20 protein-coding genes are annotated in these 24,424 nt (G+C 70.1%); 9 read left to right on the top strand and 11 right to left on the bottom strand.

Features of this window, described 5'->3' with window-relative positions:
• Positions 1 to 71 precede the first annotated feature (71 nt).
• From ACZ4V6_RS29070 to ACZ4V6_RS29035, 8 genes are all read left to right on the top strand, one after another.
• Positions 72 to 1,295: an MCE family protein gene (locus tag ACZ4V6_RS29070; protein ID WP_467833401.1), complete on the top strand. Its 1,224-nt coding sequence runs from the start codon at positions 72 to 74 to the stop codon at positions 1,293 to 1,295.
• Complete coding sequence (locus ACZ4V6_RS29065) at positions 1,292 to 2,581, top strand: MlaD family protein (RefSeq protein ID WP_467833279.1); 1,290 nt, start codon at positions 1,292 to 1,294, stop codon at positions 2,579 to 2,581. Before ACZ4V6_RS29070 ends, ACZ4V6_RS29065 begins: the two co-directional genes overlap by 4 nt.
• Positions 2,578 to 3,096, top strand: coding sequence for a hypothetical protein (locus ACZ4V6_RS29060; RefSeq protein WP_467833277.1), 519 nt, complete (start codon positions 2,578 to 2,580; stop codon positions 3,094 to 3,096). The genes ACZ4V6_RS29065 and ACZ4V6_RS29060 overlap by 4 nt, the downstream gene beginning before the upstream one ends.
• Positions 3,093 to 3,854, top strand: a complete 762-nt coding sequence (locus ACZ4V6_RS29055) for a hypothetical protein (protein ID WP_467833275.1) — start codon at positions 3,093 to 3,095, stop codon at positions 3,852 to 3,854. The genes ACZ4V6_RS29060 and ACZ4V6_RS29055 overlap by 4 nt, the downstream gene beginning before the upstream one ends.
• A 26-nt stretch (positions 3,855 to 3,880) precedes the next feature.
• Positions 3,881 to 4,423: a hypothetical protein gene (locus tag ACZ4V6_RS29050; protein ID WP_467833272.1), complete on the top strand. Its 543-nt coding sequence runs from the start codon at positions 3,881 to 3,883 to the stop codon at positions 4,421 to 4,423.
• Positions 4,424 to 4,449: 26 nt separating this feature from the next.
• Complete coding sequence (locus tag ACZ4V6_RS29045; RefSeq protein ID WP_467833270.1) at positions 4,450 to 5,205, top strand: hypothetical protein; 756 nt, start codon at positions 4,450 to 4,452, stop codon at positions 5,203 to 5,205.
• A 36-nt stretch (positions 5,206 to 5,241) separates the two neighbouring features.
• Positions 5,242 to 6,459, top strand: a complete 1,218-nt coding sequence (locus ACZ4V6_RS29040) for a lytic transglycosylase domain-containing protein (RefSeq protein ID WP_467833267.1) — start codon at positions 5,242 to 5,244, stop codon at positions 6,457 to 6,459.
• Positions 6,460 to 7,121: 662 nt separating this feature from the next.
• Complete coding sequence (locus ACZ4V6_RS29035) at positions 7,122 to 7,463, top strand: hypothetical protein (protein ID WP_467833264.1); 342 nt, start codon at positions 7,122 to 7,124, stop codon at positions 7,461 to 7,463.
• Here the strand turns inward: ACZ4V6_RS29035 and ACZ4V6_RS29030 are convergent.
• From ACZ4V6_RS29030 to ACZ4V6_RS29015, 4 genes are read right to left on the bottom strand one after another with little or no spacing between them, the layout of a single operon-like run.
• Complete coding sequence (locus tag ACZ4V6_RS29030) at positions 7,396 to 12,294, bottom strand: tetratricopeptide repeat protein (RefSeq protein WP_467833261.1); 4,899 nt, start codon at positions 12,292 to 12,294, stop codon at positions 7,396 to 7,398. The two genes, ACZ4V6_RS29035 and ACZ4V6_RS29030, sit on opposite strands and share 68 nt — an antisense overlap.
• The gene (locus ACZ4V6_RS29025; protein ID WP_467833259.1) at positions 12,291 to 12,911 is read right to left on the bottom strand and encodes a hypothetical protein; all 621 of its coding nucleotides are present in this window, start codon (positions 12,909 to 12,911) and stop codon (positions 12,291 to 12,293) included. Before ACZ4V6_RS29025 ends, ACZ4V6_RS29030 begins: the two co-directional genes overlap by 4 nt.
• A complete protein-coding gene (locus ACZ4V6_RS29020) occupies positions 12,908 to 13,234 on the bottom strand; it encodes a hypothetical protein (protein WP_467833256.1) in 327 nt (108 codons plus the stop codon). Before ACZ4V6_RS29020 ends, ACZ4V6_RS29025 begins: the two co-directional genes overlap by 4 nt.
• Before the next feature lie 32 nt (positions 13,235 to 13,266).
• Complete coding sequence (locus ACZ4V6_RS29015) at positions 13,267 to 14,529, bottom strand: CHAT domain-containing protein (protein ID WP_467833253.1); 1,263 nt, start codon at positions 14,527 to 14,529, stop codon at positions 13,267 to 13,269.
• Positions 14,530 to 14,909: 380 nt separating this feature from the next.
• Between ACZ4V6_RS29015 and ACZ4V6_RS29010 the strand changes: the two genes are divergently transcribed.
• The gene (locus ACZ4V6_RS29010; RefSeq protein ID WP_467833250.1) at positions 14,910 to 15,533 is read left to right on the top strand and encodes a hypothetical protein; all 624 of its coding nucleotides are present in this window, start codon (positions 14,910 to 14,912) and stop codon (positions 15,531 to 15,533) included.
• Between the two features lie 255 nt (positions 15,534 to 15,788).
• Here ACZ4V6_RS29010 and ACZ4V6_RS29005 read toward each other — a convergent pair whose 3' ends face one another.
• From ACZ4V6_RS29005 to ACZ4V6_RS28975, 7 genes are all read right to left on the bottom strand, one after another.
• Positions 15,789 to 16,763 carry an LLM class flavin-dependent oxidoreductase gene (locus ACZ4V6_RS29005; RefSeq protein ID WP_467833247.1) on the bottom strand — a complete coding sequence of 325 codons (975 nt, stop codon included), beginning with the start codon at positions 16,761 to 16,763 and terminating at the stop codon, positions 15,789 to 15,791.
• Positions 16,760 to 17,686, bottom strand: a complete 927-nt coding sequence (locus ACZ4V6_RS29000) for a carbohydrate kinase family protein (RefSeq protein WP_467833245.1) — start codon at positions 17,684 to 17,686, stop codon at positions 16,760 to 16,762. The genes ACZ4V6_RS29005 and ACZ4V6_RS29000 overlap by 4 nt, the downstream gene beginning before the upstream one ends.
• A 408-nt stretch (positions 17,687 to 18,094) precedes the next feature.
• Positions 18,095 to 19,018, bottom strand: coding sequence for a carbohydrate ABC transporter permease (locus tag ACZ4V6_RS28995; protein WP_467833242.1), 924 nt, complete (start codon positions 19,016 to 19,018; stop codon positions 18,095 to 18,097).
• A 2-nt stretch (positions 19,019 to 19,020) separates the two neighbouring features.
• Positions 19,021 to 19,914, bottom strand: coding sequence for a carbohydrate ABC transporter permease (locus ACZ4V6_RS28990; RefSeq protein WP_467833239.1), 894 nt, complete (start codon positions 19,912 to 19,914; stop codon positions 19,021 to 19,023).
• A 110-nt stretch (positions 19,915 to 20,024) separates the two neighbouring features.
• Complete coding sequence (locus ACZ4V6_RS28985; protein WP_467833237.1) at positions 20,025 to 21,341, bottom strand: ABC transporter substrate-binding protein; 1,317 nt, start codon at positions 21,339 to 21,341, stop codon at positions 20,025 to 20,027.
• 43 nt (positions 21,342 to 21,384) lie between these two features.
• Entirely contained in the window at positions 21,385 to 23,121 is a 1,737-nt protein-coding gene (locus ACZ4V6_RS28980) for an alpha-glucosidase (protein ID WP_467833234.1), read from the bottom strand.
• An 87-nt stretch (positions 23,122 to 23,208) separates the two neighbouring features.
• A complete protein-coding gene (locus ACZ4V6_RS28975; RefSeq protein WP_467833232.1) occupies positions 23,209 to 24,390 on the bottom strand; it encodes an ROK family protein in 1,182 nt (393 codons plus the stop codon).
• Between the last annotated feature and the right edge of the window lie 34 nt (positions 24,391 to 24,424).

Below are 24,424 nucleotides of genomic sequence, written 5' to 3'. Positions count from 1 at the left end.
CGGCCCCGGACCAGGTGGAGACCGCCGAGGCCCCCCGCGTCGAGGTCCCGCACGGCACGGTACGACGGCGGGTGCTCGCCACCGGCGCCGTCACCGGCGTCGGGATCGGCGGACTCCTCGCCCTCGGCCTCGGCTTCGCGCTGGCCCTCGGCGCGTTCTCCGTCACCGCCCCGCGCTTCGACGGCATCGAGGACCTGCCCCTGCCGGGCGGCGCCGACCTCGGCTCCCACCCCTACACCGTGACCGCCGAACTGGACGACGCCCTCAGCCTGGTGCCGCAGGCCGCGGTCAAGGTGAACGACGTCGCCGTCGGCCGGGTCACCGACATCCGCCTGGACGGCGACGCGTGGTCCGCCCGTGTCACCATGAAGATCAACGGAGACGTCCGGCTGCCCCGTGACGCCGGCGCCCGCCTGGAGCAGTCCGGCCTGCTCGGCGAGAAGTACGTCCAGCTCGTCGCGCCCGCCGAGTCCGCCGGCACGGAACGGCTCGGTGACGGCGGTGTCATCCCGCTTGCCCGCACCGGCCGCAACACCGAGGTCGAGGAGGTGTTCGGCGCCCTGTCCCTGCTGCTCAACGGCGGCGGCGTCAACCAGCTCAAGACCATCACCCAGGAACTCAACAAGGCCCTCGGCGGACGCGAACCCGAGGTCCGCTCCATGCTGACACGGGTCGAGGAACTCGTGACGAACCTCGACGACCACCGCGGCGACATCACCGACGCCCTCGACGGCGTCAACCGGCTCGCCGCGACCCTCGCCGGCCGCAAGGACGACGTCCGCACCGTCCTGACCGACCTCTCGCCCGGCCTGAAGACCCTGCACGAACAGCGCGGCTCACTGCTGACCATGCTGCGCTCCCTGGACACGCTGTCCGGGGTCGCCGTCTCCACCGTCGAAGCGAGCAAGGACGACATGGTCGCCGACCTCAAGGCCATCGCCCCCACCCTCAAGGCCCTCGCCGACGCGGGGACCGACCTGCCCGACTCCCTCCAGGTCCTGCTCACCTACCCGTTCACCGACGAGGTGCTCAACGGCGTCAAGGGCGACTACCTCAACGTGTACCTGAACATGACCGCCACCCCCGGCACCCGGGTCATCCCGCCCCTGGTGCCCCAGAGCACCACCCCCTCGCCCACCGCCACGGCGCAGAGCGAGCGGGGCGTCGCACCCGGGAAGCGGGCGGGCATCCGGCCGGGCGGCACCGGCGCCGCGCCCTCCCCGTCGGCACCGCTGCCCCTGCCCTCGGTATCGGCACCCACCGGCAACCCCGGGGACGGAGGCACGCAGGGATGATCACCCTCGCCGTACGCCTGAAGAACCTCGCATTCCTCGTCATCGCCGTACTCGTCCTCGCCTTCCTCGGCATCCGATACGCCGACCTCGGCCGGTACGTCGGCATCGCCGACTACTACACCGTGAAGGTGGAACTCCCACGCACCGGAGGTCTGTTCACCCACTCCGACGTCACCTACCGGGGCGTGTCGGTGGGCCGGGTCGGCCCGATCGGGCTCACCACGGACGGAGTCGTGGCGGAGCTGCGCATCAAGAAGTCCGCCCCCCGCATCCCCGCCGACACGCGAGCCGTGGTGGCCGGACTCTCCGCGGTCGGCGAGCAGTACATCGATCTGCGGCCCGAGAGCGACGACGGTCCCTACCTCGCCGAGGGCGCCCGGATCGAAGAGCCCGACACCGAAGTGCCCGCGCCCGTCACCGACGTCCTCACCAGCGTCGACAACCTCACCCGGTCCGTGCCGCTGCAGGACCTGCGCACGGTCGTCGACGAGTTCGGCAAGGCCTTCGAGGGGCACGGCGACGACCTCGAGGCGCTGCTGGACAACGGCAGCGCCTTCATCGAGGCCGCCGACCGCAACCTGCCCTCCACCACCCGCCTGCTCACCGACGGAGAGACCGTGCTGCGCACCCAGGCCGAGGAGGGGGAGGCCATCCGCGGCTTCGCCGACGGCGCCACGGAACTCGCCCGCTCCCTCAAGGGCTCCGACGCCGACCTGCGTCGGCTCCTCGCCGTCACGCCGGACGCCGCCACCCAGGTCAGCGGGCTGCTGAGAGACCTCGACCCCAGCCTGGGCGTGGTCCTCGCCAACCTGCTCACCACCTCCGAGGTCGCCGTCACCCGGCAGCGCGGCATCGAGGAACTGCTCGTGAGGTACCCGGCGGCCGTCTCGGCCGGTGCCACCGCCGTCGACGGTGGAACGATGAAACTCGGCCTGGCCGTCACCTTCTTCCAGCCCCTGCCCTGCACCGACGGCTACGGCGGCACCCGGTACCGCACCGGCCTGGACCTCGGTACCGCCCCCGCCCTCAACACCGGCGCCTCCTGCACGGCACCGGCCGCGAGCGGCGTCAACGTACGGGGGTCCGCCCACGCGCCCCGGGGCGGCGCGGTGCCCGACCCGGCCAGGCCCGGCTCCCTGCCCTCGGGCAGCACGGGCGCCGCCGGGCCGGCCCCGTCGAAGTCCGCCGCCCCCCTGCCGGGCGCGCTGGCCCTGCCGGACACGGGCGGCACCGCGGTGAACGGCCTGCCGGGACTGCTCGGCGCGGACCCGGAGACGGGCCGATGAGCCGCGCGCGCGTCCTCACCGGGGCGGGACTGGCGCTGGCGCTGGCGTTCTGCGGCACCGGGGCGTGGACGTACGCCCAGGCACGGGGCGACGACTCGCTCGCCTACGCCCGTGAACGCGACGAGGCGCTGGCCGACGGGCGCGAGCGACTCGCCGTCCTCAACACCCTCGACGCCTCGACCCGGGAACGGGCGCGGGCGGGCATCGAGGAATGGCGTGCCGCCTCGACCGGGCCGCTGCGGGACGAACTGGGCGGCACCACTCCCGAACAGGGCGCTTCGGCACGGGGCACGGTCACGGAGGCCGCGCTCACCGCCCTCGACACGCGCGCGGGCACCGCCAAGCTCGTCGCCACCGTACGCGTCGACGTCACGCCCGCCGGATCGAAGTCGCCGACCACCGACCGCAAGCGCCTCGAGGCGGTCCTGGCCCGCACGGACGCGGGGGAGTGGAAGGTCAAGGCACTGAGCGCGGTACCGCTCGCGCGGACGGCGGAGGAGGACGAGAGCCGATGACACGGCTGCTGCACCTCGGACGGTCCCGGCACACCACCGGCCCGGGCGACGGGACGGAGAGCGCGACGGCCGCCGACGGGAACGTCGACGCCCCGGGCGCGGCCGCGGAGCACGACAGCGTGGACGTGGAGTCCGGGAGCGCGGACGCGGAGTCCGGCACCGACGCGGACGCCGGCACCGACGCCGACGCGGACGCCGGGCCGGGCGGGGAGACCACGCGGGAGGAACTGTCGCAGGCCCACGGAGGCCGGCGCCCGCGTGCCCTCGTCAGGCGCCTCGTCCCCGCGGCGGGCGCCGCGCTGCTCGTCCTCGCCGGCAGCCTCTTCTTCTACGGCGCCCACCAGCTGAGGTCGACCCCGTCCGCCGGGAACCACGCGCTGACCGACGCCGAGGCCACCACCCGCGTCGCCGGTGACGTCGGCAACGCCCTCGCACGGATCTTCTCGTACACGCCGGACGGCCTGGAATCCACCGAGCGGGCGGCGCGGTCCGTCCTCGCGGGGCGGGCGGAACGCCAGTACACGGAACTCATGGGCCGGATCCGCGCGGACCTCGCCGAACAGCGCGTCACCCTGAGCACCCAGGCCGTGCGCACCGGAGTGATCGAACTCGACGGCGACAACGCACGGTTGCTGGTCTTCCTCGACCAGATCTCGCACCGCGGCAAGGGCGGCACCACCTCCGCCGCGGCCCAGCTCACGGTGACCGCGCGATGGGAGAAGGACCAGTGGCGGATCGTCGACATCAAGACCCGCTGAGCGGGCGCGGGGGAGAGGCGGACACCATGAAACGCGGGACCAGCGGACCGGCCCGGGTCCGCGCACTGACGGCCACGGCCCTCGCCCTCGCCCTGTCGGCGGGCGGCTTCGCCGCCTGGGCGGGCTGGGACTGGTACGACGCGGCCCACGACGACTCCGTGGGCTACGCCGAACAGCGCGACGCGGCCCTCGCCGCCGGCGAACAGGCCGTCCAGAACCTCAACACGCTCGACCACCGCAGCATCGACCGCGGCCTGGACCTCTGGGAGTCCTCCACCACCGGCGAGCTGCACGAGCAACTGGTCTCCGGACGGGACGAGTTCGCCACCCAGGTGAAGATCGCCAGGACCGTGACCACGGCCAAGGTGCTCTCCGGCGCGCTCACCGAACTCGACGACCGGGCCGGCCGCGCCCGGGTGCTGGTGGCCCTGCGGGTGACGGTGAAGGCGCCCGGCGACGCGAGCACCGACAAGGACAGCCGCATGCTCGGCGAACTGACCCGCACCGACGGCCACTGGAAGCTCAGCGCCCTGGGCCAGGCCCCGGTCGGCGGCACACCGGCCGGCTGACCGGCCGCAGGAGAGGACGACACACCATGCCGACGACCCGCCACCACCTGAACAACGCACGCCGCCGCCAGGCCCGCGTGGCCCTCCGTCCCCCGGCCGACACGGACGCCGGCCAGGGACGCGGGGAACCGCGCGGCCGGCCGCGGCCGGCCCGCACCCGGACCGCGCCCCCCGGCGAACGGGCGGTCGCCCGGAACGGCCCGCCCCCGGAAGGCGAGGACGCGGACCGGCCGGACGGCGCGACCCCGCGCCCGTCCGGGGCCCGCCGCACCCTCGTGGCCCTCTTCCTGCTGACGCTGGTCCTCGGCGGCTTCGCCGGCTGGGCGCACGCCCGCGCGGAGGCCCTCCGCGACACCCCGGCGGCACGCAACACCGCCCTCGCCGACACCGCCCGCACCAGCGAGATCAAGGGTCAGTCCACCAAGGCCGTCGCCGCGCTCTTCTCGTACGACCACGCCCACCCCGACGCCTTCGACAAGGCCGCCGGGCAATGGCTGACGGGACGCGCGGTCGCCCAGCACCGGGACCTGTTCGGCGACATCCGCAAGCAGGCCGACCACCAGAAGGCGGTGATCACCACCACGGTCACCGACAGCGCGGTCGAGCGCGTCGACGGCGACCTGGCCCGCGTCCTGGTCTACGCCGACCAGAGCAGCGTCAGCACCTCCGGCGACAAGAAGGCCGAGGACGAGGGCGCCTACGCCGGGGCGATGTTCGCCGTCGACGTCGAGCGGCACGACGGCCGTTGGCTCGTCTCGGGCATCGACACCTTCGGCCGCTGAACCCGTACGAGTCTCACCACCAGGGAGTGACAGACCATGCCCCAACGCCGCGCCCGTCGTGTGCCCGTCCGGACCCGGCAGGGTCTGCGCGCCACCGCCATCGCCGTGACCGCGGTGGCGGCGCTCACCGCCTCCCAGGGGCCCGGACTCCCGCACAGGCAGGACGCCCGGCCGGCCGCCGACGACCGCCCGGCCCCGGCCCCGGCGCCGGACCCCCCGTACGCCGAACTCGCCCCGCCCGACGACGGCTCGTACCACACCGAACTCCCGCCGCTGGTCAGCCCCGACGTCCCGCCCCGCGCCGGGCAGGTCGTCCGGGCCCGGGCCGAGTCCGGCATCCCGGGCACCGTGCTGCGCGCCTACCGCGCCGCGGAGACGTCCGTCGGCCGCACGGACCCGGGGTGCGCGCTGCCCTGGCAACTGCTCGCCGCCATCGGCAAGGTGGAGTCCGGACAGGCGCGCGGCGGTGCGGTCGACCGGTACGGCACCACGCTCGGCCGGATCACGGGACCGGCGCTCGACGGCCGGAACTTCGCCCTGATCCTGGACAGCGACGGCGGCGTCCACGACGGCGACACCGTGTACGACCGGGCGGTGGGGCCGATGCAGTTCCTGCCGTCGACGTGGGCGCGGTGGGGCGCGGACGGCAACGGCGACGGCCGCAGCGACCCCAACAACGTCTTCGACGCGGCCCTCGCGGCCGGGCACTACCTGTGCGCCGGGGACCGTGACCTGCGCCGGGCCGCTGACCTCGACCGGGCGATCCTCAGCTACAACCACTCGCGCTCCTACCTCGAGCTGGTCCGGCACTGGCTGGACTTCTACCGCAGCGGCGTGCACACCGTGCCCGACGGCAAGGGCGTCATCCCCCGGTCGCCCGGAGCGGGCGGCGACACCCCCGCGACGAAACCGGCAGACCAGGGCGGCGGTCAGGGCGGCGGCATCGTCATCGGCCCAGATCCGAGCACACCCGCCCCGTCCCCCTCGGACCCGGTGCCGGCCTCGCCGTCGCCCCGGCCGTCCCCGTCCACGACGGGCCCCGTCCCCTCCCCGTCACCGGTTCCCTCCCCGTCCGGCTCCACGTCACCGGACCCCTCGCCCACACCGACCCCCACCGACCCGCCCACGCCGACCGCCGGACCCTCCACCCCGGAGGACTGCCCCTCCGACTCGGCGAGCCCGTCCCCGGACCCCGGCGGGTCGCCCACCACCGATCCGTCCGCTCCGGGGACGGAACCGGCCTGCCCGGCCTGAGCCGGCCGGTCGCTGCGGCCGGCGAGCCGTGCGACCCCGGCGATCACCGGGGCGAGGCGTTGACGGAGGGGGCTCAGCGTTCGCCCGGACGCCCGGCGAGGGCTTCCCGTGTCGCGGCCCAGGAGGCGAGCAGGTGCAGTGCTCCCCGGCCGGTGCTCCTGCCAGTGCCGCTGAGCGATCCGCCCGTACTGATTCACTTCCACCACTCCCCACATCCGGTGGGCAGCGCAGAATGATCAAGCGAACTGGAGGTGCTCCTCCCGATTCACCAATACCGATGCTTGGTGGATCGGGGTGACGAGTGCGGAGGTTAGAGGTCTAGGGCCTGTTGCGAAAGTGCTGGTCGCAGCCATCAACGAATGGCTGCGACCAGCACTTTCGCAACAGGCCCTAGCCGGCCGGGGCAGGAGCGCGGCCTGCGCACAGCGCTGACGCGGGCACGGCCGCCCCCCCGCAGCAGGGGCTCGGTCGAGGCTTGCGCGGCTTGGTGCTGTGCCGGGGGGACTGGCCGGGAGGGGCGCTCCCGCATCCCGGGTGCGGTCGAGCCGCCGGCCGCCGGATCAGCTCCCCGCTCTCTTGGTGAGGCCCGGCACCCGGCATGAACGCACCCATGTACCGCCCGGAATCTGGCCTCCGCCGTAACTGCCACAAAGGACCCCCCTATGGCAACCCACGCCGTTACTTTCTGCCCCGTCATCGTCAGCGACCAGCCGCAGCCGATCGCCTCAGGCATCGACCCCACCATCGTACGCATCGACCGCGCCGCGCGCCTGTGCCCCGGAGACCGCGTCGTCGGCCGCTTCCCCACCGCCACGCTGCAGGGCCTCAAGGCCGCCGCCGCAGACTCCCGCATCACCGTCGTCAAGTACGGCGTCTTCGCCTCTCGGCCGTTCACCGTCCGCACCCACACCACAGACGTCCTCGACTCCGTCACTCTCACCTTCGGCCTGGTTTTCGTACCCGCCGGACTGTCGCTGCTCTATATCTCCGCCGCGCGGCGCTGAGCACCAGTGCCCATCTACGCGAGAAACGCGAATACAACGGCCAGCGGTTCCGGCCCGCTGGCACGTCGGTGAAGTCGGCGGAGAGTTTCGCCAGGATGTCCCTGGCGTCGGCCGCTGACTCCTCCCAAGCTCCGTTGGCGGCCCACTTGAAGACCTCGACTGCGCCCTCGATGTCATCGGCTCTGCCCAGACGCATGCCGAGGTTCATGGCTGCCAAGCCGCCCTGGACCGGGTGCCCGCTGGTCATGAGGTGGCGGAACATGCTGCGGGCCTCCTCCTCACGGCCGATCTCACCGAGCATGACCGCCAGGTCAAAGGCGGCGGCGAGGGAGAGCTGGGGGTGACCGGCGCGGATCCCCCGCTGGTAGGCGTCGTGGGCGTCGTCGAAATGTTCGTGATCACGGTGGTGCGTGGCCTGTGTCAGGGCGGCGATGGTGGCGAGTTCCGCGTCGCCCTGAGCGGCGGCGGCGCTGTAGGCCTCGTCGAGGATGCTGACGGTGCCCTCCTGATCTCCGCGGAGGTCGCGCAGGTGAGCCCTGGCGATGAGGGCCAAGGGCGTACTGGTGTCGGAGGACAGGGCAAGCACTCGGTGGAGACGGTCCCTCCTCCACTGAGGCTCGGGCTCCCCCCTAAGTCTGGTGACGTCGTAGAGGTAGTAGTGGGCGCGAGGATCGGTGCACCCTGCCTCGATGGCTTGGTTCAGGACGGTAAGGGCCTCCTCCATGGGGCGGCGGTGGGCCAGCCAGTACCCGTAGTCGAACGTCAGAGGGGCGTCCTGGGAGCCGGAAGGCTCGGCGGAGGAGCGGATGGTAAAGGCCGCGAGGCGAGCGCGGGCCTCGTCGGCCGTGCCAGTGAAGCCCAGGGCGCGGGCATAGGCGGAGCGCGCCTCGTCGAGCGTGTATTCGCAGATCAGGAGGTCACCGAGACGCAGGGCGGCGTGCGCGGCGGCCTCGGGGTCCTCGGCGGTGAGAGCGAGTTCCCAGGCGCTGCGGGCCCCCGGGACGTCACTGGTCCGCTGGCGGACCAGGGCCAGGAACGGGGCCGTCGCGGGTTGGTCCTCGGAGGGGATGCGCGGGAAGGCACGTTCCAGAAAGAGGCGGCACTCGGAGAACTTCCTTTCCTGCAACAGGTGACCTGCCATGGCGAGGAGCTTCGGGACGTCACCGAGAACCAAGAGGCGTGCCGGTCCGGGGGCGAGCTGGGTCTCCGCGGCTTCGAGCTCGTCGAGCCGCCCCAGCGCCGCGGCCGCGGATTCCTCCTGGCCGTTCAAGTCGCGGGCCCGTTCGTAGGCGGCCCGGGCGCCCGCGTAGTCGTGGGACGCCATCAGCAGGTCGCCCAGCGTGTTCGCCGCAGTAGCGGCGAAGGGGCTGTCGTGTTCGGCGGCACGGACGAGTGCCTCACGGGCGGCTTCCGGTTCCCCGCGGTCGATGAGGGCGAGGCCCCGGCCGAACTCCGCGTAACCGGCGACACGGGGATCGTCGGCGCTGGTCAGCGGCCCGAGGAGGTCGTACAGGCTGTCCTGGTCGCCACTCGCCGAGATCTGTTGCGCCTGCCGGATAACCGCGCTCCAGTCGGGGTCGACGGGATCTGAGGGAACCAGCCCTGAAGGTGCGGCCACTGGCGGAAGGTGCGCCGTCTCACCGTCCGCCGTGGAGGAGTCCAGAGCCTGGCGGACCGCGTCGAGCCGGGCGGCGAGCCCCGGGTCCGCCTCCTCGATCTCGGCGAGGTCGGTGCGCAGATCGAGGCTCTGGGACCAGAGGACATTTCTCCCCAGTTCCAGGAACTCCACCGCGTCGGCAGGCCGGCCCGCCTCCAGGGCGGCCTGGGCCGCCATGGGCGCTAGGACCGACTCGTCCTCGAGGACCGCCTCCCGAACGGTGCGGGGGGCTCCCACCCAGGCGACCAACGGCAGCAACTCCATCAACTGCCGGCAGGCGGCCAGGGTCTCCTCGTCCGGGCGGCCGGTGACCGTGACCCATCTGCGGGCGGCCTGGAAACGCACGCCCGAGGAGGCGGAGGCACAGGTGGCCAGGGAACGGAAGGCGGCAGCGGCCTCCCGCCGCGCCTCCGGGGCGGAAATCGACGAGTCGAGGGGGCACGACGCGTCGTCGGTCAGTGAGTGGTGGAGCAGCGTCTCTCCCAACAGCAGGGCCGACAGAGGGTGGCGTTCGAGTCCTGCCCGGTGGAGCACCTGCCGGAGGAGGGAGATGGAGCGGTCCAGATCCTTGTGGTCTCCTGAGGCACGCCACCGCCTATAGAGCGTCACGGCGGTGTTGTGCGCCAGGGGGATCCAGCTTCTGAGGGGAAGCTCCTCGGACTCGGCTTGTCGGACACCGAACTCGATGGCCCGGTCGAGTGACTCGGTGTGATCACCGGGGAGCTCGTTGCCGGGCTCCCCGGCGTCGAGCCCGGTGTCGCCGTCGTCTCCAGAGACGCCGCCACCATGGCCCTTCCAGCCGTCGGCATGGATGGTGAGCAAGGTGGCGACAGCGTTGAAGTGAGAGTGTGATCCTGGATTGGCGCTGGTCACGGCCTGTTCCGCGTAGGACAGGGCCTGGTTGAGGTCGCCGGGCGAGTCGTCGCGTAAGCAGCGGCTGAGGAGCATGTTCGCCGCGGCGGCCAACCGGTCCGGCCACAGCGGGTGGTTCTCGCGCGTGTGGCGGAGAACGATCGCCATCGTGTCTAGCGCCTCGTCGAGATCCGAGGGAATCTTGTGGCGGTCGTAGCGCTGGGCGAGTGCGATCGCCAGGTTGTAGAAGGTGGAAAGATCGGAGTCGTCGTAGCCGGCGGGCGGATCGCCGCCCTCCTCACCAAGCCTCATGCGGATGGACGACCAAGCCGCACGCCAGATCTTCAGTGCCCGATCCAAGTGCTCCACCACGCCGCTCTGCTGGTACTTCTGGCTGAGGCAGGCTGCCAACTGTTGAAGGGCGGCCGACTCCGGTCTCGTTGGGACGGGAACGGCGACCGCCTGCTGGGCGTAATTCAGCGCCTCGTCGAGATCGGAGGACCAACTGAAGACGTTGAAGCGGTCGTTATGGATGGCGGACAGGACGGTCAGGAAGCTCTGACGCTTGCGCGGGGGAACGTCCGGACGCTCCAGTGCCTCAACCGCCGATGAGATGGCGTGCTCGAAGTCGGCGGGATCGTGGCTGACCAATGCGCGCAGACGGTAGGCCTCGGTGACCGCGTGGGCGGTGAGCAGCAGCAGGTCGGCTTCAAAGCCCTTCCGTGGGCCGCGCAGTACCTGTTCACCGTGATCGATGGCTCGTGCGAGGTCTCCCACATCCGTCCCGTGGTCGTAGCGATACCAGTAGTTGATCGCTAGAAGTTCCCGACAGAGGTAGGCCGGTTCGGGAAAGGAGCACGACGTGGCTCGGGCAAGGATGCGTTCCCATGCGGCGAGGGCCGTGTCGCGGGCTGTCGCCGTGTCGTCGTGCCTCGTCAGCGCGAGCACGTTGATCGCGTAGGCGTGCAGGAACTCGCCCAGCTGCGGTTCGTCGTCCGGCAGCAGGGAAAGAGCTTCGGCCATGGCCTGGTTGGTCTGACGGAGCTTGACGGCCGGACGGTCGTCAAGCTCGGCCAACTGGGCAAGAACAGAACCATAATTGACGAGTAACATGGCGCGAGCTCGCGACGACAGAGGAAGCGCCAGCGCTTCACGGTACGCGTCAAGGGCCTCGGTCTTCAGGCCCTGGTCGTCGGTCACCATCCCCAGCCGCAGCCGCACCATCGCCAGATTCGGGAGGAAGGTCCGCAGCAGTTTGAAGTTCCCTGTGCGCCTCCCGTACTCGATGACCTCAGTGGTCTGATCCAGAGCGGCACGGAGGTTGTCCTCTTGGTCCCGGAAATCACTCAGGTGGAAGAGGCTGGTGGCTAGATCACCACGCATCGACACATGATCGTCAGATTCCTCGGGAGTGAGTTCTAGAGCTGTAAGACCGAAGGCAACGGCCTCCTCGAGGAGTTCCGGATCCCCGTCGAGCGTGCCGGCCTCCCTGAGGGCGAGTGCCAGGTTGGCCACCGACGTGCCCTCGGTGGGGCGCAGCGCGGCAGCCTGTCGGTACGCCTCGATCGACTGCGTCAACAAGCGTCGCTCCCGGTTTTGATCCCAGGCGTCGTTCAGCAGTTGCCCCAGCCGGTGGTACCGCAGCCCGCGGACGCTGTCGGACGCGGGCTGGTGGGCAAGTGCCTCCGCCTTGGCGATCACGGAGAAATGCAAGCCCGTTGTGACCGCCTGTGAGCGGAGGCATTTGATCAGCGTGTTCCAGACGCTGATCTCCGCAATAGGGTGGGTGGCGGCCTCGTCCAGAAAGCGGAGGGCGAGGCCCCGGGCCTCCTCGCGCGGCTCGGGACGACCCGAGCGGTCGGCGACGGCCAGCAGTTCCGGCAGCATGTTGGATGCACAGGCGAGGCGCTCCTCGCCGGTCAGCAGTTCGAGTGCCTGCCGGTAGGCGCCGACTCCCTCGCTCAGGTTGCCGAACGACTCGGCGAGCTCTCCGTTGGTGAGCAGGTTGCCGAGGTTGAAGAGGAAGTTGCCACGGACATCGGGCGCAGTCCGCGGGTCGGCTGCCGCCGCCCTCAACAGCTCCACGGCCCTGACCAGGTCACTCCGGCTCTCCGTCCGCTTGCCGCGGGCGGCGCGGAGGTTGCCTGTCTCGGCCTGGTAGAGCCATCGATGGGGGCAGTCGGGGTGGGCGGCGAGGTGTGCCTCGTTATTCTCGATCGCGGTGTCGAGGTCCGACAGTCGGGCCTTGTCCGGGTTCTCCACGAAGGAGAACCTCTCCTCGTGCGCGTCCGCGTCGTCTTGGTCACCGGAGCGCGGCTTCACGGGCATTTCTCCACCGTCTCGACGACCAGGACATCTGAGAGGGGGATACCGACCCGCCCCGGCTTTGTCTTCAGAGTGAGGCGAGTCCCGTCACCGGTCGCCCCGTCACCGCACAGCACAGCGCCTGTCGTGGTGCGCACCAGCAGCTTCGGCCTCGCCTTCTCCGGCCCGTACCAGGTGGTGCCCACGGCGGCGACGAGGAACACCGTGCAGAGAAACGTCGCGGTGATCCCGTGACGCAGGTCCTTCACGGCCGTCAATGCCAGCAGGTGATTTTGGGTGGACGCGGAGATTCGGCGGTCGATCGGACGGGTCCGGGGCCTGCCGTTGTGGGCGCTCAGCAGGCGGTAGGCGCCGTGTGCGCCGGTGGCCAGGGAGACGAGCAGCAGGCAGCCGATGACGACGTTCCAGGGCGACTCCACCTTGTCGACCTCACTGGGGCCCCGGATCAGGCTGAAGCCGACAAGCGCGAGGAGCAGGCCGCCGAGACCGATCCGCCAGGAGTGGGCGGCCTCGCGCACAAGGGGGAGTTCCGCCCGCAGGGCTTGATGGTGCTCCCGAGCACGGGCTGCGTCGGACGCGTCCATGGGGCGGCCTGGACGAATGGGCACGTTCATGACGTGGTGATTTCCAAGGACCAGTAGGCGCCACAACCGAACTGGCCTTCCTGCCGCCCGGGATGCTCCTCCTCGCAGGTGCAGATGACGTCTTCCTCGCGGACGTTTCTAGGGCGCGGAGCCGGCCCGACGCTGCTCCGGCGGCGCGGCCAAAAGCTCTTGTAGACCCCGTCGACCACGGGAACCCGGATGGTGTGACCGCAACGCGGGCACGGGCCGTGAAGTTCGGCAGTGCCGCTTTTGAGCTGGGCGAAGGTGAATCGCTGTGCCGCTTCCTCCGCGTACTCGTCCTGGTGGATCTCTTCGTACGGTACGAGTGACATCAAAGCCCTCCTGTGATGTGACGTCGGGGGGGTCAGGGGCCGATGTGGGTGAACGCCGCCCACCGGCTGGGGCGTTCGGGGTTCACGTTCCTCAGTCCGATCACAGCCTCCGTGACGGCGGTCGCGGAATCCTGCGGGCGGAACAGTCCGCTCCGTGTCAGCGCTCCGAACACGTCACGCGTGAGCCGGGTGGCCATGTCCGCATCAATCGACCACAGGGTGGCCACCACACGCCGGAAGCCGGAGTAGTGCAGCGCGGCCCCAATGGTGATGGCCTCGTCACTGAGCAGAAGTCCACCGGAAGCCGTCATACAGGCGGACAGGAAAGCGAAGTCACCACTGTAGGAACGGCCGCCGAGTTCCCTGATGCCCAAGATCCCGTCGGTGAGGAGAAGTCCCCCGTTGGAGGGGGCGAGCGGGTCCTGCCGGCCATGGCAACTGAAGTGTGCCCAGCGGTGCTTCGGCAGTTGGCCGAGGACCGCTTCCCGAGTGGCATCCGGGCCTTCCAGTACGGTCAGCCGGTCGGACCCGAACGCGTTTTCCAACGACTGAAGTTCCTCCTCAACCTGTGGAAGGGAAGACATGCCGTCCGCCTCCTGAACGGCCACCACCAGCAGCTTGTCGGTCTCCACCGGCTCCGGTTCCGGCGAACGGGTGGCCCGGGCCAGCGCCCGGAGAGTCGGAACGTAGGAGGAGACGGTGCGATCCAGGACCGTACGCCCGCTCCCATCATGGTGCCCGGCCGCGTGGAGTGGGAGGAAGGACAGCAGTCCGGTCGGACACCACCAGACCCTGTGTCTGGCCGCGGCGCCGACTGTCGTGGAAGCGTTCATCGCCCGGAGAACCGGCTCAGCGACGGTGTCCCAGAGCCAGGCGAGCTGCGGTACGAGGGTCCCGTCCAACTCGGCCTGGGCCTCGCCCATCTCGATCTTCGCGGCGTGGTGAGCCTGGTAGGTGGCGGGCACCCTGCGCACCCGCACCCGCTGCTGGGTGTGGTGCACCCGCTGAGCGGCCATGTCTGTCCGGTGGAGTCCCGTCAGGTGCCTCATAGTGCGGTCGAGGATCTCCTCGCCGGACAGACCGGGCAGAGGCACGGCCGTCACTCCGGACGCCGTCACCAAGAGAGCGTGACTTTCCCTGGCCACGTTGATCAGCACACCGGTACCGTCACCGACCGCCGAGGCGAGGTCCTGTGTGCGCGGCGATGCCAGGAAGGAGGCGAATTGCGGTCCTAACCGGCGTACACGGGCCACTAATTCGTCCCACTCGTGGGCCAGGGCGATCCGCTGGTCCATTGCGTTTGCCGCCTGCGGATCCGTCCCCCATAACATACTTAAAATCTATGGCAAGGGATGGGCCGCGCTCAACCCATTGGTCCCGGTTCCACGAGGTCTGCTAGGGATCCGCCCTCGATGGAACCCGGCGCCCGGCCCGGAGCGCTGCTACCTCGTCACCGCCTACCTGAACGCCGCTCCGGACCACTTCAACGGCTACTGCCCCGGCCAGACGGTCGCCGAGGCCACCATCCCGGACGGCCGCCCCCTGACCCTGGTCTTTCACCACCGCCCGGGCCGCCGCCGCCCACCAGGCAGCTCACGCCACGTTCGTCGTCGGCAACCACCACACCAGCGACGACGCCGGCCACAGGTGGTCCGGCGACATCTGTGCCCTGTCCGTGGACGACGTCCTGGACATCGCCGCGCTCGACGGTCACGCCACCCATCTTGCGATCGGCCCGGCAGGGTTCACCACCATCACTTCGCCCATCGACCGCATCGCCTACGTGACCGCACGCACCGGACACCTGCACACGCTGCACGACGCGCTCGGTCGCCTCGCCTTCCCCACCGAACCACCCCCGACCTTGCCCGCAACCCTCGTCCCGGTCGCGGCCGCCCAGACCGAACGCCGCCTCATCGAGACCTTCGGCACCCTCGACCGCACCGCCCAGGCCCTCAACGGACAGATCACCTACCAGCGCCAGCAGCCCGCACCCACCCCCCGACAGGACGCCCCCGGCACCGGAGCCGACCTGCTGACCACCGCCCGCACCGCACTGGACCGCATCACCACAGACACGAACCCGCTCGACGAGAACCTTTACGACGACCTGTCTGCCGTCAGCCAGCCGGACACCGGCGGCCACCGACAGATGCACATGCTCGAAGAGGTACTCGCTGACGGGCGAGCCGAGATTGTGCCGGCACCAGTCCGACAGCTGTTCACGTGCGACCGACAACACAATGAAGTCCTCGAGGTAGGAGAAGGTGGAGGTCGAGGCCTGCAGGTCAGTACCTGATTACTGGCACGAGAGAGCTTGGCTGTAGTGGACGGGAACGGCGCAGATCCCGACTGATCGTGACGGCGAAGCCAGCGGTCTGTTCCGTCGTAGCGAGCTTGAGAAGGGTTGTCGTCCGTGCACGACACGGTAGTTGGCGATCTGCTGTGCCTGTTCCAGGCGTACCCCGCCTGGGAGGCGTTTGCCGAGGCGACGGTGCCGCTTGGCGTCCCCGGCCCGCATGCCGGGAGTGCCCGGCACCTTGTGGTAGTGGGCTCACCTGGATGTGCGGGGAACTTTGAGCAACTGCGCCAGGGAGTCCAGCGCGGCGAGTGGATCGGGCCCGGCCGGGCTCAGAGCGACCTGCGTGGCGCCGGCGCTGTGCAGTGCCGCGAGGTGCGCTCCGGCGCGCTGCGGGGTGCCGGCGACGGCGAGCCGCTCCACCCACGCGTCGGGGAGCCGGGCTGCGAACTCCTCGGGGGAGCCGGCCGCGGCTCGTAGCGCGGTGAGCTCGTCCGCGAACGGCAGCGGCGAGAGGTGGGGGCGCCATGCCGGTTCCCCGATCCACTTCAGAGCGGGCCTGGCTGCTTCCAGGGCGGCGTGTCCGTCGTCGGCCACGGCTGCGATGTTGTATGCAACCAGCAGATGCCCGGCCGGGGCCGCGGTCTGCTCCCGCGCCGTGGCGAGGTACTCAGGCGTCACCGGCTCGGCCAGGAGGACGCCGTCGGCGGCCCGCCCGGCCACCCGCAGCGACCTGGGCCCCCGCACCCCGGCCAGCACGGCAGGCGGCCGTTCCGGCGGGGCGGCCAGCCGCACGCCGTCGAGGCGGACGTACCGGCCGTCGGTTGTGACGCGCTCCCCGGCGAGCAGGGCGCGCAGCGCGCACAGGTACTCCTCCAGCAACGTGAGCGGGCTGGCTGGCCAGGAGCCGGCCTGCCGCATCCAGTCCGGCATGCCGTGGCCGACGCCCACGTGCAGGCGGCCTGGGTGAAACCGGGCGAGCGTTGCGACCTCCATTGCGGCGAACGCCGGGTTCCGCGCGCCCGCGGGCAGCAGACCGAGCCCAACCGTGAGCCGCCGGGTGATGGCCAGCACGGTGGCGGCCTGCGCGATCCCGCCGTTGAGGAAGCAGTCCTCCACCACCCACAGTGCGTCGAAGCCGAGGTCGTCGGCGCGGCGGGCGAACGCTGTCAGCTCGGAGCCTGCGAGGCCGGGCGGGAGCACGATGCCGGTGCCGGCCGCGGGCGTCACTGCGGGTCCCCGGCGAACGCGGCGGCCAGGCGCTTCTCCCGCGCCACGCCGGGCGCGTCGATCAGCTCTTCGTGGGCGCCGTGGGCGCCGCACGCGAACGTCCCGGAGGCGAGCCAGGCGAAGATGGCCTGCGTAAGCGGCTGGTCCCGCAGCCAGGCGGCGAGGAAGCCGGAGACGAACGCGTCCCCCGCACCGTCGCTGTCCACGACCGGCCTGCTCGGGGACGTCGCTGGGTGGTGACACGGGGCGTCGTCCCCGCGCAGCCGAACGTCGCAGCCGCGGGCGCCGTTCATCATGAGCACGACGCGGGCCCGGCCGCGGTTGACGATCCGGGCGGTGACCTCCGCCTCCCTGCCGTGGATCAGCTCCCCGCCGAGGGAGACGAGGCCAGCCCCGTAGGCGTAGTGCGCCGCGCCGGGGTGCTCGCGGTCCCAGGTGTGGAGGTTGGCGGTGACCGTTCTGTCCGCGGTCCGCGCCACTGGGAAGAGAGCCCTGACGTGGTCGGCGCGGGTGAGGTGCATGCGCCGGACGTCGCGGACGAGCGGCTCGGCGATGTCAGCGGACGTCCGCAGGTCGGCCGGGTGGTGTTCGTCGTAGAACGAGAAGCGCCGTCCCCCACGGTGCCCGAGGTTGACGCTGCGGGGGGTGCCCGCGGGGGCGGGCAGGCCGGTGAAGACCAGCCCCGCCTCGTGGCACCGGTCGCAGATCAGCTGGTCCTGCTCGTCGTCGCCCAGGTAGCCGAGGAACGTCGTCCTGGCGCCGAGCGTGTGCAGGCCCAGAGCCACGCCGTTCCCAGTGCGGGGCACGTAGTCCCGGATCGGCGGCAGGCCCACGGACTCACCTGGGGGGAGGGCCAGCTCGCCCACGCGGACGAGGGTGTCGACCCCCGATCTGCCGACGACGGGCACATCGAACCCGGTCATGAACTCACCTTCCCGATATGACTGTGAGGCAAAGGGGCCGGAGCGGCGACCAACGCCCGTTCCGCCCGATTGACGGTGTCCGCGATTCGTCCGTCCACTCGGCGTGGCCCGCTCCACCATCCACAAGCACGTCCCCGTACTCGCTGGCAGCGGCTAGCCGCACGCATCACCGACCCCACCGGCATCATGGCTGGGATCAGCACCGACGTTTAGCCTCGCGATTTCATGAAGCGGGTTGTCCGACAGGCGGTCGAGTAAGCGAAAAGTACCTCTGACCAGCGAGAATCAGGATGGTTGAGGTCTTTTTCCCGCAACGGCGATGTGCGCCCGATGTGATGGCCGTACCCCGGATCCGGTTGCGGGGCGGCTGATGGTTCCGGATCCGGGGTGGCTGGTGGCCGTGCCGGCCTACTTGACGGCTCCTGCGGTGACGCCGCGGGTGAGGGAGCGCTGGAAGATGAGGAAGAAGACGACCATGGGGATGACGCCGAGGAGGGCGGCGGCGCTGAGGGCGGTGGGGTCGCTGGTGTACTGGCCCTGCATGACGGACAGGCCGAGGGGGACGGTCTGGTTGTCGTTGGAGATCAGCAGGACGAGGGGGTAGAGGAACTCGTTCCAGCTCCAGACGAAGAAGAACACGCACATCACCGACAGGGTGGGCCAGCTCATGGGCAAGATGATGCGCCACAGGATGGTCCAGCGGCCGGCGCCGTCGAGGGAGGCGGCTTCGATGAGTTCGCGGGGGAAGCTGCTGAAGACGGAGGAGAGCAGGTAGGTGCCGAAGGCGCTGTAGGTGATGCCGACGAGGATGGTGTAGCCGAGTTTGCCGTCGTACAGGCCCATCTCCTTGAACAGGTAGTAGATGGGGTAGACGAGGCCCTCTTGTGGCAGGACGTTGACGCCGAGGAAGAAGACCAGGAAGGCGGTACGCCAGCGGACACGGCCGATGCCGATGGCGTAGGCGTTGAAGAGGGCGAGGACGACGGCGATGAGGACGACGCCGAGACTGATCTGGATGCTGTTGACGAGTTTCTGGGTGAAGTCGACGCGCTCCCAGACGTCGCCGACGATGTCCCAGTTCCAGTGTTCGGGCCAGGACAGTGACCCGTTGGTCCGGTAGTCGGCACTGGTCTTGAAGGAGTTGAGCAGGATGATCGCAAAGGGCGCGAGGAAGGCCAGGACGAAGACGGTGACCGCGGCCACGACGGCGTAGGAGCCTGCGCCGCGCTTGCCGGGCGTTCCCTTCTTCCGGTCTCGTCGGGGGGCGGCACGGCCGGGGGACTCCGTCTTCTGGACGGGCGGCGCGCTGGGAGTGGTGGTGTCGGTGGTCATGGTCATCCGTCCTCGCGGGCCTGGCGGCTGAGCATCGTTCCGGCGATGATCAGCACGAGCAGGGTGATCGTGCTGGAGATCGCGGATCCGTAGCCCACGTCGGCGCGTTCGAAGAAGTTCTGGTAAGCGAAGTAGGCCGGAACGAGGGTTGAGTTGCCGGGGCCGCCGCCGGTGAGGACGAAGATCTGGGCGAAGACCTTCAGGCCGGCGATGGTGGTGGTGACCAGGACGACGTAGACCTCGGGCCTCAGGATGGGCACGGTGATGCGGGTGAAGCGCTGCCACCACGAGGCGCCGTCGAGGGAGGCGGCCTCGTAGAGCTCGGGGTCGATGCGCTGCAGACCGGACATGAAGAGGACGAGGGGGTAGCCGAGCTGCATCCAGACCAGGACACCGAGGACGGCCCACAGCGCGAGGTCGGGGTCGCCGAGCCAGTTTTCGGCGAGGGAACCGAGGCCGATGGTGTCGAGGACGCTGTTGACGGCGCCTTCGGGGGCGAGGATCCACCCCCACATCAGGCCGGTGACGGCGACGGGGATGACCTGGGGCAGGTAGAGGCCCGAGCGGAAGATGCCGACGATGCCGTCGCCGTGCTTTTTGCCGATGTAGTCGAACAGCAGCGCGGCCAGGAACAGGCCGAGCAGGGTGGGTACGACGGCGATGCCGATGATGACGAAGGCGATGTTGCGGAAGGAGGCCCAGAAGTCGGCGTCCTGGAAGAGCCGTGTGTAGTTGTCCAGGCCGGTGAAGGCGGGGTCGCCGATGCCCTGCCATGCCGTCAGGCTGTAGTAGAAGGTCATCACCAGCGGGACGACGAGGAAGAGCAGACTCAGCAGCAGGCCCGGCGCGAGGAAGACGGCATAGCCCGTGGACCGCGGGTGACGTTTGGTTTTCACTGTTGCTCCTGGTTGGACGGGGCGGCTGCCGCGGCGGATCCGGGCAGCCGTCCCCGGAACGCGTGGTTTCCGGCCGGCGGCGCGATGGGGCGTGGGCCGGGGCGGGAACGTCAGGGCCTGGTCGCGACGTGCTTCTCGTAGGGAGCCGCCAGCTCGTCGAGGACGGAGTCGGCCTTGCCGCCGTTCATGAGGTTCTGCGTGGCGGCGACCCAGGTGTCGTAGTAGCCGGCAACGGGCCAGTCGGGGTAGAAGGCCAGACCGTCGTTCTCCTGAATCTGCGCGAAGGCTTCGGTGAGCTGGCGGGACTTGGGGTTGGTGATGTCGGCCGGCTTGGCGGCGAGCGGGACGTTGCCCTCCTCACCGATCAGCTTCTGGATCTTGTCGGACATGGTGATGTCGATGAAGTCCGCGGCGAGCTTCTTGTTCTTGGCCTTGGTGGGGATGCCCCAGTTGTTGCCGCCGGAGCCGAGAGTCTTCTCACTGCCCGGGTAGGGGGCGGTGGACCACTGGAAGTTCTTGATGTCGGTGGTCAGGCTGCCGAACCACCAGTTGCCGCCGACCATGATGGGACGCTTCTGTGAGACGAACTGCTCGACCATGTCGCTGCCCTTGAGGCCGACGTCCTTCTTGTCGAAGTAACCCTTGTCGAGCCACTCCTGGTACTTGTCCACGGCGTAGGTCATCTCGGGGCCGTGGAAGTCGACCTTGCCCAGGTAGCGCTGGTAGTTGTCGACCCAGGTGTTGTTCGCCTTGGACAGGGCGAGCAGGTAGAGCCAGTGGCTGGCGGGGTGGTCGTTGCCGGCGTTGGCGAGCGGGGTGATGCCCGCGGCCTTGAACTTCGCCAGTGCGGCCTCGAAGCTCGCGAAGTCGGTGGGCTTGTCGACGTGGTACTTCTTGAACAGATCGTCGTTGTAGTAGGTGAGGACGAACTCACCGTAGTTGGGTATGCCGTACCACTTCTCGCCGCCCATCTCGCCCTTGTCGTTGTAGCGGGCGGTGACGGAGGCGCTGTCGCTGATCTTCCTGTCCCAGCCGTGTTCCTTCACGAGTGGGGTGAGGTCGGTGAGCAGGCCCTGCTTGGCGAGCTGTCCGGTGGTGGCGTTGCCCTTGTTGTACTCCATGACGTCGGGCGCCTTGTCGGAGTTGAGGATCATGCCGGCGTTCTGCTGGATCTGCTCGAACGTCTTGCGCTCGAAGACGACCTTGACGTCAGGGTGGGTCTTCTTGAATTCGGCGATGGCCGCGTCCCATGCCTCGCTCAGGGCCCCGTCCTCCTGCTCGTAGTGCCACAGGCGGAGGGTCTTGCCGTCGCCCTCGGCGGTGTCGGAGCCGCCGCAGGCGGTCAGCGGTGCCAGCAGGGCCAGGGCGGCGACCGCGAGGAGGAGCGGCCGTCTGCGAAGGGCGGAGCGGGTGCGCGGGTTGTTCATGGCTGTTTCCTTGGTGTGCGTCGTTGCGACAAGGGCGGAGGTGTCAGCTGGTGCGGCGGCGGTGGACGCGGGCTTCCCACGGCTGCAGGGTGTGCGGCGTGGTGAGCGAGGTGGTGGCGGGAACGTTGGCGATCAGGGTCTCGCTGTGCTCCCAGCCGTCGGGCAGGTCGACGGTGAGGTCGGTGTCGCCGAAGTTGGCCAGGACGAGCAGTTCGGTGCCCCGGTCCGCGTCGTGGCGGGTGAAGGCGTAGAGCTGTTCGTGGTCGGGGTGGAGCATGTGGAAATCACCGTGGGTGAGGGCGGGTTCGGTGTGCCGCAGGGCGATCAGGCGCCGGTAGTAGTGGAAGACCGATTCCGGATCGGCGAGCTGAGCCTTCGCGTTCACGTCCGCGTGATCGGGGTTGACGGCGATCCACGGTGTGCCGGTAGTGAAGCCGGCATGCTCGGTGGCGTCCCACTGCATGGGAGTGCGGGCGTTGTCGCGGCTGATGTGGCGCAGCCCCTTGAGGATGTCCTCTTCGGTGTCGCCGGCGGCCGTTCGGTCCTGGAAATGGTTGAGGGACTCGATGTCCCGGAAGTCGCCGATGGAGGTGAAGGGGAAGTTGGCCAGGGCCAGCTCTTCGCCCTGGTAGATGTAGGGGGTGCCGCGGTGCAGGTGCAGGACGGTGGCCAGCAGCTTGGCGGAGCGGTCGCGCCAGGCGGGGCTGTCGTCGCCGAAGCGGGAGACGATGCGCGGCTGGTCGTGGTTGTTCCAGTACAGGCTGTTCCAGCCGGTCTGGCCCAGGCCGGTCTGCCAGCGTCCGAGGCTGGCTTTGAGGTCGGTCAGCTTCAGGGGCCGGACGTCGAACTTGCCGCCGGGGCCGTGGTCGAGGCCGACGTGCTCGAACTGGAAGACCATGTCGACCTCGCGGCGGGCGGGGTCGGTGAACAGGCGGGCGTCCTCGACGGTGACGCCGGGCATCTCCCCGACGGTCAGCAGCTTGCGGGGGTGGCCGGCGAAGACCTCGCGGTGCATCTCGGCCATGTACTCGTGGATGCGCGGTCCGCAGATGTAGTGGGGGCTGCCGTCGCCGAGCCGGGCGCCCTCGTGGACGGTGCCGTCGGGCAGGCCGGGCGTTTTGGATATGAGGTTGATGACGTCCATGCGGAAGCCGTCCACGCCCCGGTCCAGCCACCAGCGCATCATGGCGTACACGGCCTGGCGGACCTCGGGGTTCTCCCAGTTCAGGTCGGGCTGCTTGCGGGAGAACAGGTGCAGGTAGTACTCGCCGCTGGCGGCGTCGTAGGTCCACGCGGGGCCGGAGAAGAACGAGCCCCAGTTGTTGGGCTCCGCGCCGGGGGTGCCGGGCTCCATGCCCTCGCGGGCCGGCCGCCAGATGTACCAGTCGCGCTTCGGGCCGCCCAGGCCGCCGTCGCGGGAGGCGGTGAACCAGGCGTGCTCGTCGCTGGTGTGGTTGACGACCAGGTCCATCACCAGCTTCATGCCGCGCTCGTGCACCGAGGTCAGGAGCCGGTCGAAGTCGGCGAGCGTGCCGAAGAGCGGGTCGATGTCCTGGTAGTCGCTGATGTCGTAGCCGTTGTCGTCGTGCGGCGAGGGGTAGACGGGGGAGAGCCACAGCACGTCCACGCCGAGCTCGGACAGGTAGTCCAGGCGCTCGATGATGCCCTGGAGGTCGCCTATGCCGTCCGCGTTGGAGTCGGCGAAGGAGCGCGGATAGATCTGGTAGACCACCGCGTTGCTCCACCAGGAGTCGGCAGGGCTGGCTACGTTTTCCGGCACGTCAAACCTCATCGTGTGTGATCGGCTACTGAGAGTGAAGCGGGAGGGGAAGGGAGGGCCGTGGCGATGGTCGGCGGCGGCAGTGGGTCAGGAGATGGCCGCGCCCACCGCGTCACGGATGACGAGGCAGGCCGCGCCTCTGGCCCAAAGGTCGTGGCGGACAGGGTCGACGTGGATGTCGCAGTCGCGGGCAGCCGTGGAGAACGCGTGCGCCTCCAGGGCCTGTGATGCCGCCGGGCCGAAGAGGTCGTAAGCGACCGCTCCTTCTCCGGCGATGATGATCTTTTGCAGGTTCAGCAGGTTGCACATGCCGGCCAGTCCCCGACCCAGGGCGTCTCCTGCTTCGGCGAACGCGGAGCGGGCGACCGCCTGGGCGGAGCCGCCGGATGAGCGGGCGAGGTCGATGGCTTCGGAGATCGTGGTGCAGGGGATACCGGCGTCCTGCAGATGGCGCAGGACGGCCCGGTCCCCGGCGAGGGCTTCCAGGCAGCCGCGGCGGCCGCAGCTGCACATCGGGCCCGCGGGGTCGAGGGGCAGGTGGCCGAGTTCCCCGGCCAGGCCGGTGGCGCCGGAGAACAGGGTTCCATCGAGAAGCAGGCCGCAGCCGATGCCGGGGCCGACGGTGACGACGGCGAACGAGTCGACGTCGCGGCCCTGCCCGAACCAGCGTTCTGCGACGACCAGAGTGTTGACGTCGTTGTTCACGACGACCGGCAGACCGGTCGCTTCCCGCAGCGGGCCGGCCACGTCGACCTTGTCCCAGTCGAGCAGGGCCGAGTAGCGGCAGATGCCGGCGCCCGAGTCGACGTGGCCGCTGACGCCGACTCCCAGCCCCAGTACCCTGTCCGCCGCTTCGGGCGCCTCGGAGAGGAGCCTGCTGGTCAGGGCTGCAGCGGCGGACAGGGCAGTCTCGGGTGTGCAGTCGGCAATCGGTTCCTCGGCGCGGGCCAGGACGTTGGCCGCCATGTCGGTGACCACCCCGGACACCTGCGCGGGACCGATCTTCGTGCCGACGACGATGTGCTTGTCCGGATTGACGTGGAGCATCTTCTGCGGCCGGCCCCGCCCCTGAGGAGCGGCGTCCGACTCGCGCAGGTAGTCGTGCTCCAGGAGCGGGGGAAGCATCCGCGTCACGCTCGAGGGGACGAGACCCAGGCGCTGGGCCAGCTGGGTACGCGAGATGGGACCCGCGGTGAGGACGGTCGCGAAGATCTCCGCCCGGGTCTGCTCACCGACAAGCTCCGAGAAGCGGATCTTGGACGGGCTCATCACGCGCGCCTCCAAAGGTGTAGTCGGTCAAGGG

It is taken from the genome of Streptomyces sp. NPDC029152 (genome assembly GCF_055564355.1).
This window is presented reverse-complemented; position numbering and strand designations above follow the sequence as displayed.

Excerpts from the sequence above, each read along its gene's own strand:
- ACZ4V6_RS29065 (WP_467833279.1), top strand. The coding sequence starts at position 1,292 with ATGATCACCCTCGCCGTACGCCTGAAGAACCTCGCATTCCTCGTCATC.
- ACZ4V6_RS29060 (WP_467833277.1), top strand. The coding sequence starts at position 2,578 with ATGAGCCGCGCGCGCGTCCTCACCGGGGCGGGACTGGCGCTGGCGCTG.
- ACZ4V6_RS29055 (WP_467833275.1), top strand. The coding sequence starts at position 3,093 with ATGACACGGCTGCTGCACCTCGGACGGTCCCGGCACACCACCGGCCCG.
- ACZ4V6_RS29050 (WP_467833272.1), top strand. The coding sequence starts at position 3,881 with ATGAAACGCGGGACCAGCGGACCGGCCCGGGTCCGCGCACTGACGGCC.
- ACZ4V6_RS29045 (WP_467833270.1), top strand. The coding sequence starts at position 4,450 with ATGCCGACGACCCGCCACCACCTGAACAACGCACGCCGCCGCCAGGCC.
- ACZ4V6_RS29040 (WP_467833267.1), top strand. The coding sequence starts at position 5,242 with ATGCCCCAACGCCGCGCCCGTCGTGTGCCCGTCCGGACCCGGCAGGGT.
- ACZ4V6_RS29035 (WP_467833264.1), top strand. The coding sequence starts at position 7,122 with ATGGCAACCCACGCCGTTACTTTCTGCCCCGTCATCGTCAGCGACCAG.
- ACZ4V6_RS29025 (WP_467833259.1), bottom strand. The coding sequence starts at position 12,911 with ATGAACGTGCCCATTCGTCCAGGCCGCCCCATGGACGCGTCCGACGCA.
- ACZ4V6_RS29020 (WP_467833256.1), bottom strand. The coding sequence starts at position 13,234 with ATGTCACTCGTACCGTACGAAGAGATCCACCAGGACGAGTACGCGGAG.
- ACZ4V6_RS29015 (WP_467833253.1), bottom strand. The coding sequence starts at position 14,529 with ATGGACCAGCGGATCGCCCTGGCCCACGAGTGGGACGAATTAGTGGCC.
- ACZ4V6_RS29000 (WP_467833245.1), bottom strand. The coding sequence starts at position 17,686 with ATGACCGGGTTCGATGTGCCCGTCGTCGGCAGATCGGGGGTCGACACC.
- ACZ4V6_RS28995 (WP_467833242.1), bottom strand. The coding sequence starts at position 19,018 with ATGACCACCGACACCACCACTCCCAGCGCGCCGCCCGTCCAGAAGACG.
- ACZ4V6_RS28985 (WP_467833237.1), bottom strand. The coding sequence starts at position 21,341 with ATGAACAACCCGCGCACCCGCTCCGCCCTTCGCAGACGGCCGCTCCTC.
- ACZ4V6_RS28975 (WP_467833232.1), bottom strand. The coding sequence starts at position 24,390 with ATGAGCCCGTCCAAGATCCGCTTCTCGGAGCTTGTCGGTGAGCAGACC.